Annotated in this window: 15 protein-coding genes and 1 pseudogene; 12 read left to right on the top strand and 4 right to left on the bottom strand. The window is 43.1% G+C overall.

The window, feature by feature from the left end; translation table 11 throughout:
- Positions 1-37: 37 nt before the first annotated feature.
- Entirely contained in the window at positions 38-184 is a 147-nt protein-coding gene (locus HCR01_RS18655; protein ID WP_193197608.1) for a hypothetical protein, read from the top strand.
- Positions 185-194: 10 nt separating this feature from the next.
- On the top strand, positions 195-1,316 hold the full coding sequence (locus tag HCR01_RS18650) for a Gfo/Idh/MocA family protein (protein WP_193197607.1): 1,122 nt from the start codon (positions 195-197) through the stop codon (positions 1,314-1,316).
- Between the two features lie 69 nt (positions 1,317-1,385).
- Here HCR01_RS18650 and HCR01_RS18645 read toward each other — a convergent pair whose 3' ends face one another.
- Positions 1,386-3,479, bottom strand: coding sequence for a sensor histidine kinase (locus HCR01_RS18645; protein WP_193197606.1), 2,094 nt, complete (start codon positions 3,477-3,479; stop codon positions 1,386-1,388).
- A 294-nt stretch (positions 3,480-3,773) separates the two neighbouring features.
- Here HCR01_RS18645 and HCR01_RS18640 point away from each other — a divergent pair, with 294 nt between their 5' ends.
- From HCR01_RS18640 to HCR01_RS18620, 5 genes are all read left to right on the top strand, one after another.
- Positions 3,774-4,466: a RibD family protein gene (locus HCR01_RS18640; protein WP_193197605.1), complete on the top strand. Its 693-nt coding sequence runs from the start codon at positions 3,774-3,776 to the stop codon at positions 4,464-4,466.
- A gap of 318 nt (positions 4,467-4,784) precedes the next feature.
- Positions 4,785-5,966: a GNAT family N-acetyltransferase gene (locus HCR01_RS18635; protein ID WP_193197604.1), complete on the top strand. Its 1,182-nt coding sequence runs from the start codon at positions 4,785-4,787 to the stop codon at positions 5,964-5,966.
- A 114-nt stretch (positions 5,967-6,080) separates the two neighbouring features.
- Entirely contained in the window at positions 6,081-7,112 is a 1,032-nt protein-coding gene (locus HCR01_RS18630) for a hypothetical protein (RefSeq protein WP_193197603.1), read from the top strand.
- A 223-nt stretch (positions 7,113-7,335) separates the two neighbouring features.
- A complete protein-coding gene (locus tag HCR01_RS18625; protein ID WP_193197602.1) occupies positions 7,336-7,830 on the top strand; it encodes a hypothetical protein in 495 nt (164 codons plus the stop codon).
- Positions 7,831-7,928: 98 nt separating this feature from the next.
- On the top strand, positions 7,929-9,803 hold the full coding sequence (locus HCR01_RS18620; RefSeq protein WP_193197601.1) for a serine/threonine-protein kinase: 1,875 nt from the start codon (positions 7,929-7,931) through the stop codon (positions 9,801-9,803).
- A 24-nt stretch (positions 9,804-9,827) separates the two neighbouring features.
- Here HCR01_RS18620 and HCR01_RS18615 read toward each other — a convergent pair.
- From HCR01_RS18615 to HCR01_RS18605, 3 genes and pseudogenes are all read right to left on the bottom strand, one after another.
- Positions 9,828-10,076: pseudogene (locus HCR01_RS18615) on the bottom strand (GNAT family N-acetyltransferase); the annotation flags it as partial.
- A 15-nt stretch (positions 10,077-10,091) separates the two neighbouring features.
- Entirely contained in the window at positions 10,092-10,550 is a 459-nt protein-coding gene (locus HCR01_RS18610; protein ID WP_193197600.1) for a hypothetical protein, read from the bottom strand.
- Positions 10,551-10,569: 19 nt separating this feature from the next.
- A complete protein-coding gene (locus HCR01_RS18605; RefSeq protein WP_162395646.1) occupies positions 10,570-11,397 on the bottom strand; it encodes a carbohydrate ABC transporter permease in 828 nt (275 codons plus the stop codon).
- 179 nt (positions 11,398-11,576) lie between these two features.
- Between HCR01_RS18605 and HCR01_RS18600 the strand changes: the two genes are divergently transcribed.
- The 5 genes from HCR01_RS18600 (at position 11,577) to folE (ending at position 16,546) form a co-directional block, all read left to right on the top strand.
- The gene (locus HCR01_RS18600) at positions 11,577-12,275 is read left to right on the top strand and encodes an aldehyde oxygenase (deformylating) (protein ID WP_193197599.1); all 699 of its coding nucleotides are present in this window, start codon (positions 11,577-11,579) and stop codon (positions 12,273-12,275) included.
- A gap of 246 nt (positions 12,276-12,521) precedes the next feature.
- The gene (locus tag HCR01_RS18595; protein WP_193197598.1) at positions 12,522-13,541 is read left to right on the top strand and encodes a long-chain acyl-[acyl-carrier-protein] reductase; all 1,020 of its coding nucleotides are present in this window, start codon (positions 12,522-12,524) and stop codon (positions 13,539-13,541) included.
- Between the two features lie 130 nt (positions 13,542-13,671).
- On the top strand, positions 13,672-14,652 hold the full coding sequence (locus tag HCR01_RS18590; RefSeq protein ID WP_193197597.1) for an acetyl-CoA carboxylase carboxyltransferase subunit alpha: 981 nt from the start codon (positions 13,672-13,674) through the stop codon (positions 14,650-14,652).
- A gap of 362 nt (positions 14,653-15,014) precedes the next feature.
- A complete protein-coding gene (locus tag HCR01_RS18585) occupies positions 15,015-15,737 on the top strand; it encodes an SDR family oxidoreductase (protein ID WP_193197596.1) in 723 nt (240 codons plus the stop codon).
- A 101-nt stretch (positions 15,738-15,838) separates the two neighbouring features.
- A complete protein-coding gene (folE, locus tag HCR01_RS18580; protein WP_162395803.1) occupies positions 15,839-16,546 on the top strand; it encodes a GTP cyclohydrolase I FolE in 708 nt (235 codons plus the stop codon).
- The last annotated feature ends 95 nt before the right edge of the window (positions 16,547-16,641 follow it).

Raw genomic sequence — 16,641 nt, 5'->3', positions numbered from 1 at the left:
TTTAATTGTCAAAAGTCCAGAGTCCAAATCTTGACTCTTGACACTTGAACGCCAGTCGCCTCAAGTCAAGCCACTGCCTTGCGGGGGTTCCCCCCGTTGTGGCAAGTGGCGCGGGAAACCCTTGACGCTCCTACGTCGCTACCGCTACGCTAACACCACGGCGCTGGCTCCTCTTGACCCTTGACTCTTGACAAATGACAAACAAAATTCAAATCGCTGTTATCGGTGTTGGACGTTGGGGAGTACATTTACTGCGAAATTTTTTAGCACATCCCCAAGTAAATGTAGTTGCAATAGTAGACCCCACTCCAGAACGATTAATAACAGTAAAACAGCAGTTTAATTTAGATGAAAATGTCGTATTAACAACTGATTGGCAGACTTTGAAGCAAGTGCCAGGGTTGACAGGGGTAGCGATCGCGACTCCCGCTATTACCCACTATGCCTTAATTCAAGACGCTCTCCAGCAGGGATACCATGTTTTGGCAGAAAAACCCTTAACACTCAACCCAATACAATGCCAGGAACTTTGCCAGTTGGCAGAGCAACAGCACTTAATACTCATGGTTGACCACACCTATTTATTTCACCCAGCGGTTGAGCGAGGGCAAACTATAGTTGAAGCTGGAAGACTAGGTAATTTACGCTACGGCTATGCCACCCGCACCCACTTAGGGCCTGTCCGGCGAGATGTTGATGCACTGTGGGACTTAGCCATTCACGATATTGCAATTTTTAATACCTGGCTGGGTCAGTTACCAGTGAAAGTACAAGCAACGGGTACAGTGTGGCTACAAAAAGAAGTGGAGGAGGAGGGAGTGGGGATCAGAGAAGAATTCCTGTACAAGTCCTCCCCCTTGCCCCCTGCCCCCTGCCCCTCTGCCTCTTCTCAGGGACTAGCCGATCTAGTCTGGGTAACGCTGACATACTCAGATGGCTTTCAAGCATATATTCATTTGTGCTGGCTGAATCCCGATAAACAGCGACGCCTGGGGATTGTAGGCAGCCTTGGCAGCTTGATTTTTGATGAAATGTCACTCTCATCACCTCTGACACTACTACACGGTGAGTTTGAACAGCGGGGAAATCAATTTATTCCTGTGAATCAAAAGCAAGAAGTGTTGGAACTAGAAACAGGTGAACCATTGCAGCGGGTTTGCGATCGCTTTGTTGTTTCCATCCTCAAAAATACTGCCTCAGAGGTTTCATCTGGCTGGGTAGGCACAAAGTTAGTAGAGATACTGGATGCGTTGACGGCATCTCTTCAGCAAGGCGGCAAACCTGTTTTTCTAACTCCTGATTTGAAAAAATGCTGAGTGCTGCGTCCAAAGTCAAGAGTCAAGAGTCAGTATTTATTCTCCCCCTGCTCCCTGCTCACCTGACTCCTAACTCCTTTCAAACATGCTATTAGCACAAGTTCCACCTTTTGGCAAACTTTGTAATAAACTAATCTCGCAAGCTTTCTCTACAAGCCGATGCTCTGTGTCTCCATCTACCTTCGTTTCTGTACCGTAAACTCCCAATGAGGGGCTTTCCGTAGACGTCAGGTTAGGGTAGCGGCTTCCTTTAGTCCCTTCATCCTCCGCGGGGAACCCCAGTTTTCCTAAGTCCTGTTTTTTTTCTGGAGCTGATAATAAGGAGATGTCAATTAAAGGTAATGTAATGCTAACTGTCGTACCTTGATGAAGACCCATACTCTCAAGAGTAATACTGCCTCCCATGAGTTCGATTAAGTTCCGTGAAATCGCCAGTCCCAGTCCCGTACCTTCAAATTTGCGTGCGGTTGTGTCCACCATCACAAAAGGGCGAAACAGCTTGTGCTGTTGAGTAGGCTCAATGCCTATACCTGTATCCTTGACTGTTACCACAACCTGAGATTTGCCAGCACTATATTGAACTTGTGTAGCAATGGTGATGCTTCCCGTTTCGGTGAACTTAGTAGCGTTGCCGATGACGTTAATCAGCACTTGTTTGAGTTTTGCGGCATCTGCTTTAATTGGTATCGGTTCATTCCCTAGCTCACATTTCAACTGCAAGCCTTTGTGTTGAACATTAACTGATTGTAAATTGATTACCTCTAGCAATATTTTTCGGAGATCAATTGGTACTGTGACTACTGAAAGCTTACCTGCTTCAATTTTAGAAATGTCAAGTAGATCATTAATAATATTGAGTAAGTGAATCGCTGTTTCATCAGCACGCTTAAGAAACTCCATTTCTTCTTCCCGACTATCGCACAAGCCATCTTCAACTAGGCGAATACAGTTAATAATAGTGTTTAATGGGTTTCGCAATTCATGGGAAGTAGTAGCCAAAAACTGGCTTTTGATCTGATTAGCGGTTTTCGCTTCTTTCCAAGCTATTTCTAGTTCTTCTGCCCAGGCTTTGAGCCGCTCGATCATTTGGTCTAGTGCCTGCGCCAGTTGATTGAACTCGCGGATTTTGAAGTTGTGTGGAACTGGTTGTGCAGCATGGTGAGAGTGAATATTTAGAGCGTAGTCTCGCAGTTCTTCTACAGGACTTGCCAGATAAGGGGCGAGATAGAGCGATGCCACCAAACTCGCGCCAATCAAGCCAACTGTTAAAACAATCAGAATTAGTTTTATTTCCTCTAAACCAATAAGAGCATCTTCCACACTAGTGACAGCTAAAATAATCCATTTTTGCTGCTGTTGGTTGGTAATTGGATTAGCAATAGCTGTATAGCCAGCTATTAGTTCTTGTCCTCTTGAAAAAGATAAATTTATTGAATCTTTTTGTCCGGCGATCGCCTTTTTAATAATGCTTTTCAACCGGGAAGCATTTGGGTACTTTTCAATATTTGTCCCCAGCCAATTTGTTAATGGGTGAGCCAAAATTGTGCCATCTTCAGCAATTATTACTATAGAGCCTGTGAGCGATCCCGGCCGATTTTCAGTTTGCTGGTGTAATGTAGACTGAATATTTAAGGTATAAATCAAGTTTCCCCGGCGATTATAGACCGGAGCAGATAATAATAATTGCGGTTGATTTTGGGTAGTTTTTTTCCCAGTTGTTCCTACTTTTGGTGGTGGTATGGCTTTAATATCAATTCCGTCACTTGGAAAAGGTAATTTCAATTCTCCAATTACTTGATCGCCACAGCTGCTAGCAACGATTTTACGGGTTAATACATTCGTTAATTGGATGCACTCAATCCGGGTTGGCAATTGTTGCTTCAACTGAGTGATAAATTGTTGCGCTTGTAGAGGCGAATCCGATTGAATTGAGGTTGTCTGACTTGCAGTTAGTAAGGTAGTTTTTAAAGTGGCGATCGCATCAGTAATTTTCTCACCTTTATTGATGGCGCTTTCTGTTAAGTTTTGACGGGCAGTTTTTAATAGGCTAGAGCGTGCCTTGTTGAGGGCGAAAATCTCCCCTATTAATAAAACTGGGACGAACAGAAGCAATATTCTTGTTACTAAAATTCGACGAAAAGATGATTGATGGGATTTAGCCATTGAGTGTCTCACTTCGCATCTGCAAACCACAACAGCAACGATATGCAATTAGACCAGCTAAATGAGACATTTCATTAAATTATCAGAACTTTATTTTCAATGTTTAAAAATAACAAATTGTGATGGTGCAAAAAGAAACATGGTATACCAAAACTCATAGATGGTAGATGTAAAACCGACTTACATTGCATATAGATACAGTGATGAAATTGGTAAACAATGACTTGCAAGCATGGATTTTTTTAAGAATCAACACACTAGCAAACAAAAGATTACAACTATCAAACCAACCTAATGGTGCAACATCGTCCTCATACTACAGTTGTTTTAGCAATGAGTGCAGATGGCAAGATAGCAGATATCAGGCGATCGCCTGCTCGATTTGGTTCAAGGGCTGATAAAGCACACCTAGAAAAACAAATCGCTGCTTCTGATGCTGTTCTGTTTGGGGCTGGTACTCTCCGCGCTTACGGTACAACACTTACCGTATCACATCCAACCCTGTTGGAACACCGAACACGAGAGAGCAAACCTCCTCAGCCAGTTCATATAGTGATTACACACTCTGCAAACCTCAATCCGGGGATTAAGTTCTTTAAGCAGCCAGTTAAACGCTGGTTGCTCACAACAACAACAGGAGCAATTTCCTGGAAAGGGCGCTCAGAATTCGAGCAGATTTTGGTTTTTGAAACACCAGCGGGGAAATTTGACACCCTTGCTGCTTTGCAACACCTGGCAACTCTAGACATAACACGCTTAGTGGTCTTAGGTGGAGGTGAATTAGTCGCTTCTCTGCTGGAGTTAAATTTAATTGATGAATTATGGTTAACTGTGTGTCCGCTGATTTTAGGTGGTACTACTGCGCCTACCCCCGTAGAAGGTAGAGGATTTGTAGCCGATTTAGCTCCTAAGTTGCAACTTCTAGAAGTTAATACCGTTGATCAAGAAGTGTTTTTGCACTATCGCCTGCAACAACCAGCAGATTAGATTACGCTAAATAAGGCTATGGTGGGAGTGGCTTGTGAACAGAAGTAATAAATTATGATTCAAGCCTTAAAACAATTGCAAGTACAAAATTACTGGCGTTGCTGAATTTGAATATGAAGTTTAAAAATCAACTCTTCTCAACTCTTACTCTCTGCGGCTCTGTCTTGAAAAGTTATGATCGCCGGGAGCCGGCGCTCATACTTTTCGCTGCGCCTCTGCGTGATACAAATTCATATTTCTACTCAGCAACGCCAAATTACTTATTTTCTCCTTCTAGTCCCCAATCCCTAATCCCTAATCCCCCTCAAAAGCCACACGATGGTGGAACAACTCAAACCTCGCTATTCTGTCATTTGGACTAACAAAATCGCCGAAGTACCCCAAGAAGCCTGGAATACTTTGGCACTGCCACTTAAAACGCCGTTTTTAGAATGGGAGTGGCTGAAAAATCTCGAAACTTCCCAGAGTGCTACGGCTAAAACTGGTTGGTTGCCAAATCACTTAACACTGTGGCGAGACAGAACGCTGATTGCTGCTGCGCCTCTATATCTGAAAGGACATAGTTCTGGCGAGTTTGTATTCGATCACCAGTGGGCAGAATTAGCTGATCGCATTGGAGTCCAGTATTACCCAAAATTGCTGGGGATGACGCCATTTACTCCCGCTGAAGGCTATCGGTTTTTAATTGCTCCAGGAGAAGATGAGGATGAAATCACAGCGATTATAGTGCATGAGATTGACTCTTTCTGTGTCAAAAATCGAATTTCGGGGTGTCATTTTCTCTACGTTGATCCCGAATGGCGGCCTGTGCTGGAACGGCAAGGCTTTACAACTTGGTTGCACCACAGCTACGTTTGGGAAAATGCTGGGTTTAAAACTTTTGATGACTACTTAGCAGTTTTTAACGCGAATCAGCGCCGTAATATCAAGCGGGAACGCAAAGCTGTAGAAAAGGCTGGTTTACGATTGCAACCGCTAACTGGTGATGACATTCCTAAGTCTTTGTTTCCTTTGATGTACCAGTTTTATGCTGATACCTGTGATAAGTTTGGCTGGTGGGGTAGCAAATACCTCACAAAGCGATTTTTTGAGCAGCTACACGCGGATTATCGGCATAGAGTCTTGTTTTTCGCCGCATACAGCGAGCAAGATAGTCACCATCCTCTAGGAATGTCGTTTTGTTTATTTAAAGATGACAAACTATATGGACGCTATTGGGGGAGTTTTCAAGAAATAGATTGTTTGCATTTTGATGCTTGTTATTATGCACCGATTGAGTGGGCGATCGCGAACAACATTCAACTTTTTGACCCTGGCGCGGGTGGACGCCACAAAAAACGGCGCGGTTTCCCCGCTATGCCCAATTACAGTCTGCATCGCTTTTACAATAGTCGTTTAGAGCAAATTTTACGCCCTTACATTCGTGAAGTGAATCAACTCGAACAACAGGAGATTGAGGCGATTAATACAGAGTTGCCGTTTAGTGAGAAAAATAGTTAGGCAGTAGCAGCAATCAGTACAAAAAAACTAGCAAAAATTTCAGTTCATCTTTCCACCGAAGCATACAGATTGTGGCATAATAAGCCGATCGCATACACTAGTTAGCTATCAATCGTGCAAGATACCGACTCTATCAACGACCTTGCTGCTGCTTTGCAACAGCCAGCAGATCTTACCTTTGAACTACCTGATCCAGAAGATGAACAGATTCTAGAGTCAGATTTTCAACAGCAACTTGATGTAGCTTGGCAAGTATGCGATCGCTTTGATTTGCAAACTGAAATCTGGCGAGGACGAATTTTACGGGCTATCCGCGACAGAGAAAAAAAGGGTGGTGATGGGCGAGGTACTGGTTTTCTGCGATGGCTAAAAGAACGAGAAATCAGTAAAAGTCAGGCTTATGCTTGGATACAGTTAGCTAATAGTGCCGATACTCTCATCGAAGACGGTAAACTTGACCCCGGATCTGTGAATAACTTTAGCAAACGCGCATTTGTCGAAACCTCCAAAGCAGTCCCAGAAGTGCAACAAATGGTGAGTGAAGCCGCACAAAAAGGCGATCGCATCACTAGGCGTGAAGTACGTCAACTCACTGACGAATGGACAGCCATGTCCTCAGATTTACTACCTGAACCCGTTAGAGCAAAAGCAGCAGATAACACCCTTCCCCCGCGCTACATCGCCCCACTGGTGAAGGAAATGGAAAAACTGCCAGAATCACATCAAAAATTTATCCAGAAGGAAATTGCTGCCAACCCGGATGTGGATACCCTCAAACAAGTAACTACAGAAGCGCGTAACTTAGCAAAATATCTCAAAGGAGCGGCTCAAGTCCAGGCGTTGATGCAGGAAGATGTTGATATCGAAACTGCTTTGGAAGAAGCTCAAAGAGTTGGTTGTTTGAGCATAGCCGCTGACTTGGTAAATCAAGCATCCCAGATAGAACAAACGATTGCCAAGTTATACATGACTTGGAAACGCATCGGTAGCTTAGCAGATAGGTTGTATGTAGATACAGGTGCAAGTACGCCAAACTTGCGATCGCTCCTCACTTGCTTAGAACCCCTAGGCGGTGAAATCATGGAATTGCAACTTAGTGGCGCTACTGAACACACTGTACGTTTGCAAATCCAGGAAACGAATTAAATAAAGTAAGAGTCATTTGAACAACAAGATTTCCGACTTCTCAGAGAAGTCGGGAATCTGAGCTTTTGCTTTTGAAGCATCACATTAACTTTTACGCCATAATCCTCTAAGCTGCTTCTCAAAATAACCTAAATTCCAGTATTGTGTAAATAAGGGTAGTTTTAATTTTTGAATTGTTACTTTAAATTATTTCAAACATAATCATCATAGTATATAAAAAACTATGAATCAAGCTAAATTTTCTAACGTAATTCCAATTTGGAAGTTTTGTACTTTATATATTTTTACTTGGGGAATTTATCAACTTGCGTGGGCGCATAAGCAATGGAAATTTATCAAAGAACGCGATAACTTAAACATCAGTCCTTGGTTACGATCTTGTTTTTTACCTTTTTATTTATACAGTTTATGTCAAAAATCTATTGCTCTAGCTGAAGAACAAGGATATAGAAGTAAGCCTTCACCTTTTCAAGTAACACTTGTTTATTGGATATTTGTTGTATTAACAAGATTGCCAGATCCTTTATGGCTAATCTCACTATTTACTTTTCTGCCATTATTAACAGTTGTCAAAGCGTTCAATTATTACTGGACACAGCAACAGCCAAATTTACCAACAAATGAATCTTTTACAGGCAGAGAAATTGCGTGGATTATGTTCGGTGCGATTTTATGGTTATTAATAATAATTGGGTTTTTAGCCTCTAGTGAGGTATAAAAAATGTATGCTCAATAGGGTATTATCAAATTATTGCTAAAGTTTAGCGGTTTGATAGAGGCTTCACAGTACTCCGTTGCCCAATTACCTGCCAAAGTATGAGCTACTGCCTCAATCCCAATTGCCAAAAACCCCAAAATCCCGCTCATGGAAATTTTTGTCTGAATTGCGGGTCAAAGCTGCTGCTGAAACAAAGATATCAGGCTATTAGTCAGTTGGGTGAAGGTGGATTTGGTAAAACATACCGCGCAGTTGATCAAGACCGATTAAACGAAGCGTGCGTCATTAAACAATTTTCTCCGTCGCTAGAAATCCAGGGAAATTCGCAGGCACTAAACAAGGCAATTGAACTGTTTAATCAAGAAGCAATTCGACTATATGAATTAGGGAAAAACGATTGCATTCCCAACATGCTGGCCTATTTTGAACAAGACAAACAACTGTATCTAGTGCAAGAGTTTGTCGATGGGCAAAATTTATTAAAAGAATTAGAACAGTATGGAGTCTTTCCTGAAAGCTTGATTTGGCAGCTTTTGGCAGATTTATTGCCAGTGGTGAAGTTTATTCACGAACATGGGGTGATTCACCGAGATATCAAGCCTGAAAATATTATGCGTCGTCAGAGCGATCGCGCTCTAGTCCTGATTGATTTTGGCATTTCCAAACAGGCAAGCGGCACTATAATCAGTGGGTCAAGAGGTACAATGGCAGGTACACCAGGATACGCTCCAGATGAACAACTCCGCTTTGGCGAAGCATATCCAGCTAGTGACCTCTACGCCTTGGGTGTAACTTGCATACATCTAATGACGGGAACGCACCCTTCTAATCTCTACAATGCCTGGGAGTCGCGCTGGTTATGGCAAGAACATCTACTAAATGCTGGTATAACTATCAGTAACCAGTTAATAGCAATTTTAGAGAAATTAGTTAAAGACCGAGTAGGCGATCGCTATCAATCAGCCAATCAAGTGCTAAAAGATTTAAATGGCACTACTGCATCTGCCGAGATTCCGTCAACGATTATTAGCAAGCCTGTAACATCACCTAAAACCCCAAGTTCCCAAGGTTGGCAATGTGTTCACACTCTCACAGGTCATGCAGCTTCAGTACGTTCCATCGCCATTAGTTCAGATGGTCAGACTATTGCAAGTGGCAGTGACGATAATACTATTAAGCTGTGGCATCTCAATAGTGGTAGCCTCAAGAGTACTTTAACTTCCCCATCAGGATTTTTTAAAGGCGATCTCACCTGGTTTACTGCTGTCGCCTTTAGCCGAGATGGTCAAACAATAATCAGCGGTAGTTTAGACAAATTTATTAAACTTTGGGATTGGAGTAGTGGTAAGCAACTTCGCAAATTAAAAGCACATTCTGATCGAGTCAATGCGATCGCCATCAGTCCAGACGGTCAAACTTTAGTTAGTGGCAGTCGTGATAACACAATCAAAGTTTGGAATCTACCCACCAGTCAACTAATTCGCAATATTACTGGGCATTCTAACTCAGTTTGCACTCTTGCCATTAGCCCCGATGGTCAGACACTCGCCAGCGGTAGTTGGGACAACACAATTAAAATTTGGAACTTACTTAACGGCAAACTACTTCGCACTTTCACCGGACATTTAGACTGGGTTTATAGTGTCGCCATTAGCCCAGATAGTCGAACTTTAGTAAGTGGCAGTCGGGACAATACAATTCATCTATGGCACATAGACAGTGGCACAATGATTCGTAGCTTAACTGGCCATTCTGACTGGGTAACGACTGTTGCTATTCACCCTCAAGGTAATTTCCTCCTTAGCGGTAGTCGAGATAAAACCATCAAATTGTGGGATATGGGCAATGGACAACTGATTGATACCTTCACCGGACATTTAGATTTAATTCATGCTGTTGTCATTAGCCCAGATGGCAGGAGCATTATTAGTAGTAGTAATGATGGTGCAATTAAGATTTGGCAATGTAGGTAATAGTCATTGGCAGCCATACCCGTCCTAAACCAAACGCAATACTTCTTCAGTCCCATACTTAATGAATCCAAGTGACAATGCTAGTTTTATCGAGTTAACATTGCTCTGCATCGTCCAATACTGTAAAATACGATTTTGCTGTAATCCCCATTCACATAAGGCTGTCACTACAGTTTTACCAAAACCACAACCTCTAAAATCTGGATGTGTCAACACACCAACATCTGCAATCTTTTCTTCGTAAAAAATTAAGCTTGCAGATGCAACTAACTTATCATCTACAAAACATCAAAATATGGCAGGATGGTGAATCTCTACCTCTCCCAATTCTATTTCTTTGTTTGTACAACTGTTTTGCAAACTTTTCAAATTGGCGCTGTCTGAGGCAGTAAGCTGACGTACATCAGCTTTTTTTTTCACTCTTTTGAATCTTTCAGGAGATAAATAGTAAACGTACTCAGGCGTTTCTATTTTAGTGGACATCCTCTTGAAAAGAAATTGAAGTTGTTCGGCTGTGACATAAGCTGTCTGAGATATTCCCTCAAGTGCGCGAATCACTGTACTCAGGTGTTGAGGATAAACTTTGACAATCGAAGCACATTCTGTTCTAAACAACAGAATGTAATTGGCATTTTTCCGATCTTCTCTAACGTGAACTGTCGTGCCAATGCGCTGTAAGTCATAAATGTTACAGCCAAGGCGATTAGCCCAATACTCATCTATCTCACTAAGTCTAGAGTGTTCCATCGACTGTAAGTGATAATGACTAATTCTTAATTCCCGTCGCGGCAATACCTCGAATAAACTGACGCTGACCGATAAGAAATAATACCATCACTGGGACAGTCGCTATAGTCACAGCTGCCATCATCAAAGGCCAATTATTTGTAAATTGCTCCTGAAACTCAGCTAAAGCTAGCTGCACAGTTCTTAATTCTGGGCGTGTCGTAAATACCAAAGGCTTAAACAAATCATTCCATTCGCCGATAAAGGTGAACAGAAATAGCGTTACCAAAGCTGGACGAGCTAAAGGTAACATTACCCGCCACAAAATTTGCAGTCGATTTGCTCCGTCTATAGCTGCGGCTTCCTCTAACTCCACAGGAATTGTTTGGAAATATTGGCGTAACAAAAAAATACCAAAGCCATTGACAGCAGTTGGTAAAATTAGCGCTCCGTAAGTATTGATTAGGTGTCCCCACTTCAACACCAAAAAGATGGGAATCACCAATAACTGAAACGGAATCACCAAAGTTGCCAAAACAATCAGTAGTAGTGCTTGGCGTCCGCGAAATTTCAGCCGTGCTAGGGCGTAACCTGCTAATGCTGAAGTGACAATCTGAAACGCCGTCACAGCGATCGCTACCAAGGTAGAATTAGCAAACGCCAGCAAAAATTTACCTCGCTGCCATGCATCGCGGTAATTAGCTAATGACCAACTATTTTTGGGTAAAACTTCTAAAGCTGCTCCCGGAGGTGCAAATGAAGTGAGAAAGACCACAAACAGCGGTAGTAGGACAATAAATGCTCCTAACAACAGGACTCCTAAGCTCAAAAAATCGCCAGATTTCAGATTCCAGTTTGGTTTGGACATGACGTTGTTCTACAAAGCATTTGTTTCTTTAGTACTAGAGCATTGCCCCCAGCAAAAGCTAATCTATAAACATAGTTACTTGTTAAGTAAAATTAAACCATAGTGCTTGTTACCCTAAATTTATAGAGTAAATTCAACTCTGGTATTAAATGATTCAGTTTTACAGGAGTAAACATACCATGCAGCAGCTTGCAGACCAGTTTGAAGAGATTGATTTTCACAGCGAAATCTATAAAGATGCCTACAGCCGCATTAATGCGATCGTAATTGAAGGGGAACAAGAAGCCCATGAAAATTACATTAGACTGGGCCAACTGCTGCCGGAACATCAAAATGAACTGATTCGTCTATCTAAGATGGAAAGTCGCCACAAAAAAGGATTTGAAGCTTGTGGGCGCAACTTGCAAGTAACACCAGATTTGCAATTTGCCAAAGAATTTTTTGCCGGACTACATCAAAATTTCCAAACAGCGGCAGCAGCAGGTAAAGTTGTTACTTGCCTATTAATTCAGTCTTTAATTATTGAATGTTTCGCCATAGCAGCGTATAACATCTACATCCCAGTTGCAGACGACTTTGCACGTAAAATTACAGAAGGGGTAGTAAAAGATGAATACAGTCATCTCAACTTTGGAGAAGTTTGGTTGAAAGAACACTATACAGAATCTAAAACTGAACTAGAAGAAGCAAATCGCCAAAACCTGCCTATCGTCTGGAAAATGCTGAACCAAGTTGCAGACGATGCTCATACTTTAGCAATGGCTAAAGATGCTTTGGTAGAAGACTTCATGATTCAGTACGGTGAAGCATTGAGTAATATCGGCTTCACCACTCGTGACATCATGCGGATGTCAGCTTACGGACTGACGGCAGTTTAAACCACAGTGCTGAGTTATGTTAGCGGTAGCGGGGCGTTTAGCCCGTGCTAAATCATGAGTACAGAATGAAGAGTTAAAAGTGAAGACATTGTTTTACCTTCTTTGTTCTCAGCACTCAGCGACAAGTCAGTAACAAGAACCCGCAGGGTGCGGCAGCTTCCGCTACTCTAAAACTTCAGTAAGTCAGCATTTTTGAACAACTCAATTCCACGCTTTCGACGCAGCATAAGCTTAATACATCACTACATGTTTGGTCTAATTGGACATCTGACTAGTTTGGAACACGCTCAAGCAGTAGCCCAAGAATTGGGATATCCAGAATATGCCGATCAAGGGCTAGATTTTTGGTGCAGCGCCCCGCCGCAAATTGTCGATAGTATTATTGTCACCAGTGTGACTGGGCAAAAAATTGAAGGACGGTATGTCGAGTCTTGCTTTTTACCGGAGATGCTAGCTACTCGCCGCATCAAAGCAGCGACACGCAAAATTTTGAACGCTATGGCCCATGCTCAGAAGCATGGCATCAACATTACGGCTTTAGGTGGGTTTTCCTCAATTATTTTTGAAAACTTTAAATTAGAGCAGTTTAGCCAAGTTCGCAACATTAAACTAGAATTTGAACGCTTCACCACAGGAAATACACATACTGCCTACATTATTTGTCGGCAAGTAGAAGAAGCATCGAAACAACTAGGAATTGATCTTAAGAGCGCGACTGTCGCTGTATGTGGAGCAACAGGAGATATTGGCAGTGCAGTTACACGCTGGCTAGATGCGAAAACTGACGTCAAAGAACTCCTGCTGATCGCCCGTAACCAAGAACGTCTTCAAGAGTTGCAAGACGAACTGGGGCGAGGAAAAATCATGGCTTTAAGCGAAGCACTGCCCCAAGCTGATATTGTAGTTTGGGTTGCTAGTATGCCCAAAGGCGTGGAAATTGACCCCACAGCTTTGAAGAAACCTTGTTTGCTGATTGATGGTGGCTATCCTAAAAACTTAGCAATGAAAATTCAGCATCCTGGTGTACACGTGCTAAATGGTGGAATTGTAGAGCATTCTCTGGATATTGACTGGAAAATTATGAAAATAGTCAATATGGACGTGCCAGCACGTCAGTTGTTTGCTTGTTTTGCTGAATCAATGTTGCTGGAATTTGAGAAGTTATATACAAACTTTTCATGGGGACGCAATCAGATTACTGTAGACAAAATGGAGCAGATCGGTCGGGTGTCGGTGAAACACGGATTTAGACCACTGCTGGTTTAGTCATTGGTGATTAGTCATTTGTCCTTCGTCAATGACAAATGACTAATCACAAACAGAGAAGTCTGAGCGGAGGCTCCGATCAGAACTTCAGGAATAAATAACTCATAACTCGTAACTCATAACTCCTACAATGGCAACTATTGAGCGAAAACCGCTACTGTTGGATTTTGAAAAGCCACTAGCAGAACTTGCAACCCGGATTGAGCAAATTCGGCAACTTGCAGAAGAAAATGGCGTCGATGTTTCTGGTCAAATTCGTCAACTTGAAGCACGCGCTATGCAACTGCGTGAGGAAATTTTCAGTAGTCTATCACCATCCCAGCGATTACAAGTCGCTCGGCATCCTCGCCGCCCCAGCACTCTCGATTACATTCAAGCAATTAGTGATGAATGGATGGAATTGCATGGCGATCGCAGTGGTGGTGACGATCCGGCATTAATTGGCGGTGTGGCTCGTTTAGGGGGACAACCCGTAGTTATGTTAGGTCAACAAAAAGGGCGCGATACTAAAGACAATATTGCCCGAAACTTCGGCATGGCTTCCCCAGGAGGTTATCGCAAGGCGCTACGCTTGATGGCACATGCCAACAAATTTGGTATGCCGATTTTGACCTTTATCGACACCCCAGGCGCTTTGCCGACAGTGGCAGCCGAACAACAAGGCGCGGGAGAAGCGATCGCCTACAATTTACGAGAGATGTTTTGCCTGGATGTCCCCATCATCTGCACAGTCATCGGTGAAGCCAGTTCTGGCGGCGCACTTGGCATTGGTGTAGGCGATCGCCTTTTAATGTTTGAACACGCTGTTTATACCGTTATTAGCCCCGAAGGCTGTGCTGCTATCTTGTGGAAAGATGCTGCTAAGGCTCCCCAAGCAGCAGTAGCCCTAAAAATCATTTCTCCTGATCTGAAAAATTTGGGAATTATTGACGAGATATTGCCTGAACCCATCGGCGGCGCTCATGCAGACCCCCTAAAAGCCGCTACCACTCTCAAGCAAGCACTGTTAGACAATTTGGATGACCTCAATCGCTTAACCGCTCCAGAACGACGCCAACTACGCTATGAAAAATTCCGTAAAATTGGTGTTTTTACTGAAGTTGCTCACTAGTACCTCTGGAGATGATTGATTAGCTCAACAGCAGTGCTATAATTGCCTATGTGCTTAAAGATTTTTAACAATCTTCTCAGCCATAGGCATTTGCATGTTTGGCAAGCCTACTCGATTTGATTGAGTGGGTTGTTTAGTATTGAAGTAATCAACTTTGAGTGTACGGTATGATTTCCCAGGCGATAATTTGTTGTCCTCACTGGGAAAAAACCCAAATCGCATGTAGTCACCCTGGTACTAAAGTACAGCAGGTGTCAAAAAACTTAACGTATTTTTAGCTCCTTTTAATCTATCCAAACAGAGAGATGTGAATAATTAGGTGGGAATAAGCTTTCGGAACTGCCAAAAAATTGGGAGAAACCATGAGTGTTGAGCAGAAACGACGTGCCCTAATTACTGGGGCAAGTAGTGGAATTGGGAAAGCAACGGCTTTAGCTTTTGCAAAGGCGGGAATAGATGTCGCCTTAGTCAGCCGTTCTTTGCATAAGTTGGAGGCGGTTGCAGAAGCAGCACAGCAAGCTGGGGTGGAAGCGAAAGCTTATGCTGTGGATCTAGCTTGTATCTCAGAAGTCCAAGAAAAGATTCAAGCGATCGCCCTTGACTTTAGCAACGTAGACATTCTGGTAAATAACGCTGGCATAGCGTACACAGGCACATTGAGCGAAACCCCATTAGAAGACTGGCAACAAGTAATTAACTTGAATCTTACCAGCGTGTTTCAATGCATTGTGGGAATTTTGCCTTCAATGCGCGATCGGGGCGGCACAATTATCAACGTCGCCTCTATTGCCGCAAAACAACCTTTCCCCGATTGGGGTGCATATAACGTCAGTAAAGCTGGACTAATAGCCCTTTCTCAAACCTTGGCACAAGAAGAACGGGGCTACGGCATTCGCGTTACTGCTATTTGTCCTGGTGCAGTCAACACTGAACTTTGGGACACGGAAACTGTTAATGCCGATTTTGACCGCTCAAAGATGTTGACCCCAGAAATTGTTGCTCAATCAATTCTCTACACAGTTCTGTTACCACAACAGGCAGTTGTTGATGAATTGACCCTGATGCCTAGCGCTGGCGTCCTTTAAAGAGTCATTTGTCATTTGTTCTTTGTGATTTATCCCAAACTAATAACTAATGACTAATAACTAATGACCAATCTTCAAACCATAACCAAGACTACTACATCATGACTATCGCTAGTTCCAACGGTTCTAATCGCTCTCAATCGCCTCTGATTCCCGATTTGGCAGAAGCTATCAATCCTAGACCTGATCGCAATACCCACAACGGACGACAAGCGGATGTGTTCCCGCCAAAAGAGGAACAGATGGAAGAAATGACAGATGCCGTGCGGACACTAATATTAGGCGTCGGAGAAGATCCTGAACGCGAAGGACTCCTCAAAACACCCAAGCGGGTGGCCGAGGCAATGCGGTTTTTAACCAGTGGCTACAACCAATCCCTAGAAGAACTCGTTAATGATGCCATCTTTGATGAAGGACATAACGAGATGGTACTAGTGCGAGATATTAATTTCTTTAGTTTGTGCGAACACCACATGCTGCCATTTATGGGCAGAGCACACGTTGCTTATATCCCTAACCAAAAAGTTGTGGGACTGAGTAAACTGGCTCGGATCGTCGAGATGTATTCCCGTCGCTTGCAAGTACAGGAGAGGTTAACCCGGCAAATTGCCGAAGCAATTCAGACGATTCTGGAACCTCAAGGAGTCGCCGTTGTGATGGAAGCTACTCATATGTGCATGGTAATGCGAGGTGTCCAAAAACCGGGTTCTTGGACTGTTACCAGTGCAATGGTTGGTGTATTCCAAGAGGAACACAAAACTCGTGAAGAATTCTTTAACTTGATTCGCCATCAAGCAGCATTCTTTTAGGGACTGGGGATTGGGGAGCCAGTCGCGTGGGCGGGTTTCCCGACTTGAGCGAACTGGCGTCATGGGGTATTGGGAAAGGGGGAAAGGGAAAAGGG

The organism is Nostoc sp. MG11 (assembly GCF_014904695.1).
Taxonomy (GTDB): Bacteria; Cyanobacteriota; Cyanobacteriia; order Cyanobacteriales; family Nostocaceae; genus Komarekiella.
The sequence above is the reverse complement of the archived record's forward strand: the minus strand, read 5'-3'. Positions and strand labels throughout refer to the sequence as shown.

Bases quoted from the DNA above. Each gene is read 5' to 3' on its own strand.
- HCR01_RS18585 (WP_193197596.1), top strand. From the start codon at position 15,015: ATGAGTGTTGAGCAGAAACGACGTGCCCTAATTACTGGGGCAAGTAGT.
- HCR01_RS18600 (WP_193197599.1), top strand. From the start codon at position 11,577: ATGCAGCAGCTTGCAGACCAGTTTGAAGAGATTGATTTTCACAGCGAA.
- HCR01_RS18595 (WP_193197598.1), top strand. From the start codon at position 12,522: ATGTTTGGTCTAATTGGACATCTGACTAGTTTGGAACACGCTCAAGCA.
- HCR01_RS18645 (WP_193197606.1), bottom strand. From the start codon at position 3,479: ATGGCTAAATCCCATCAATCATCTTTTCGTCGAATTTTAGTAACAAGA.
- HCR01_RS18590 (WP_193197597.1), top strand. From the start codon at position 13,672: ATGGCAACTATTGAGCGAAAACCGCTACTGTTGGATTTTGAAAAGCCA.
- HCR01_RS18635 (WP_193197604.1), top strand. From the start codon at position 4,785: ATGGTGGAACAACTCAAACCTCGCTATTCTGTCATTTGGACTAACAAA.
- folE (WP_162395803.1), top strand. From the start codon at position 15,839: ATGACTATCGCTAGTTCCAACGGTTCTAATCGCTCTCAATCGCCTCTG.
- HCR01_RS18625 (WP_193197602.1), top strand. From the start codon at position 7,336: ATGAATCAAGCTAAATTTTCTAACGTAATTCCAATTTGGAAGTTTTGT.
- HCR01_RS18640 (WP_193197605.1), top strand. From the start codon at position 3,774: ATGGTGCAACATCGTCCTCATACTACAGTTGTTTTAGCAATGAGTGCA.
- HCR01_RS18650 (WP_193197607.1), top strand. From the start codon at position 195: ATGACAAACAAAATTCAAATCGCTGTTATCGGTGTTGGACGTTGGGGA.
- HCR01_RS18620 (WP_193197601.1), top strand. From the start codon at position 7,929: ATGAGCTACTGCCTCAATCCCAATTGCCAAAAACCCCAAAATCCCGCT.
- HCR01_RS18605 (WP_162395646.1), bottom strand. From the start codon at position 11,397: ATGTCCAAACCAAACTGGAATCTGAAATCTGGCGATTTTTTGAGCTTA.
- HCR01_RS18610 (WP_193197600.1), bottom strand. From the start codon at position 10,550: ATGGAACACTCTAGACTTAGTGAGATAGATGAGTATTGGGCTAATCGC.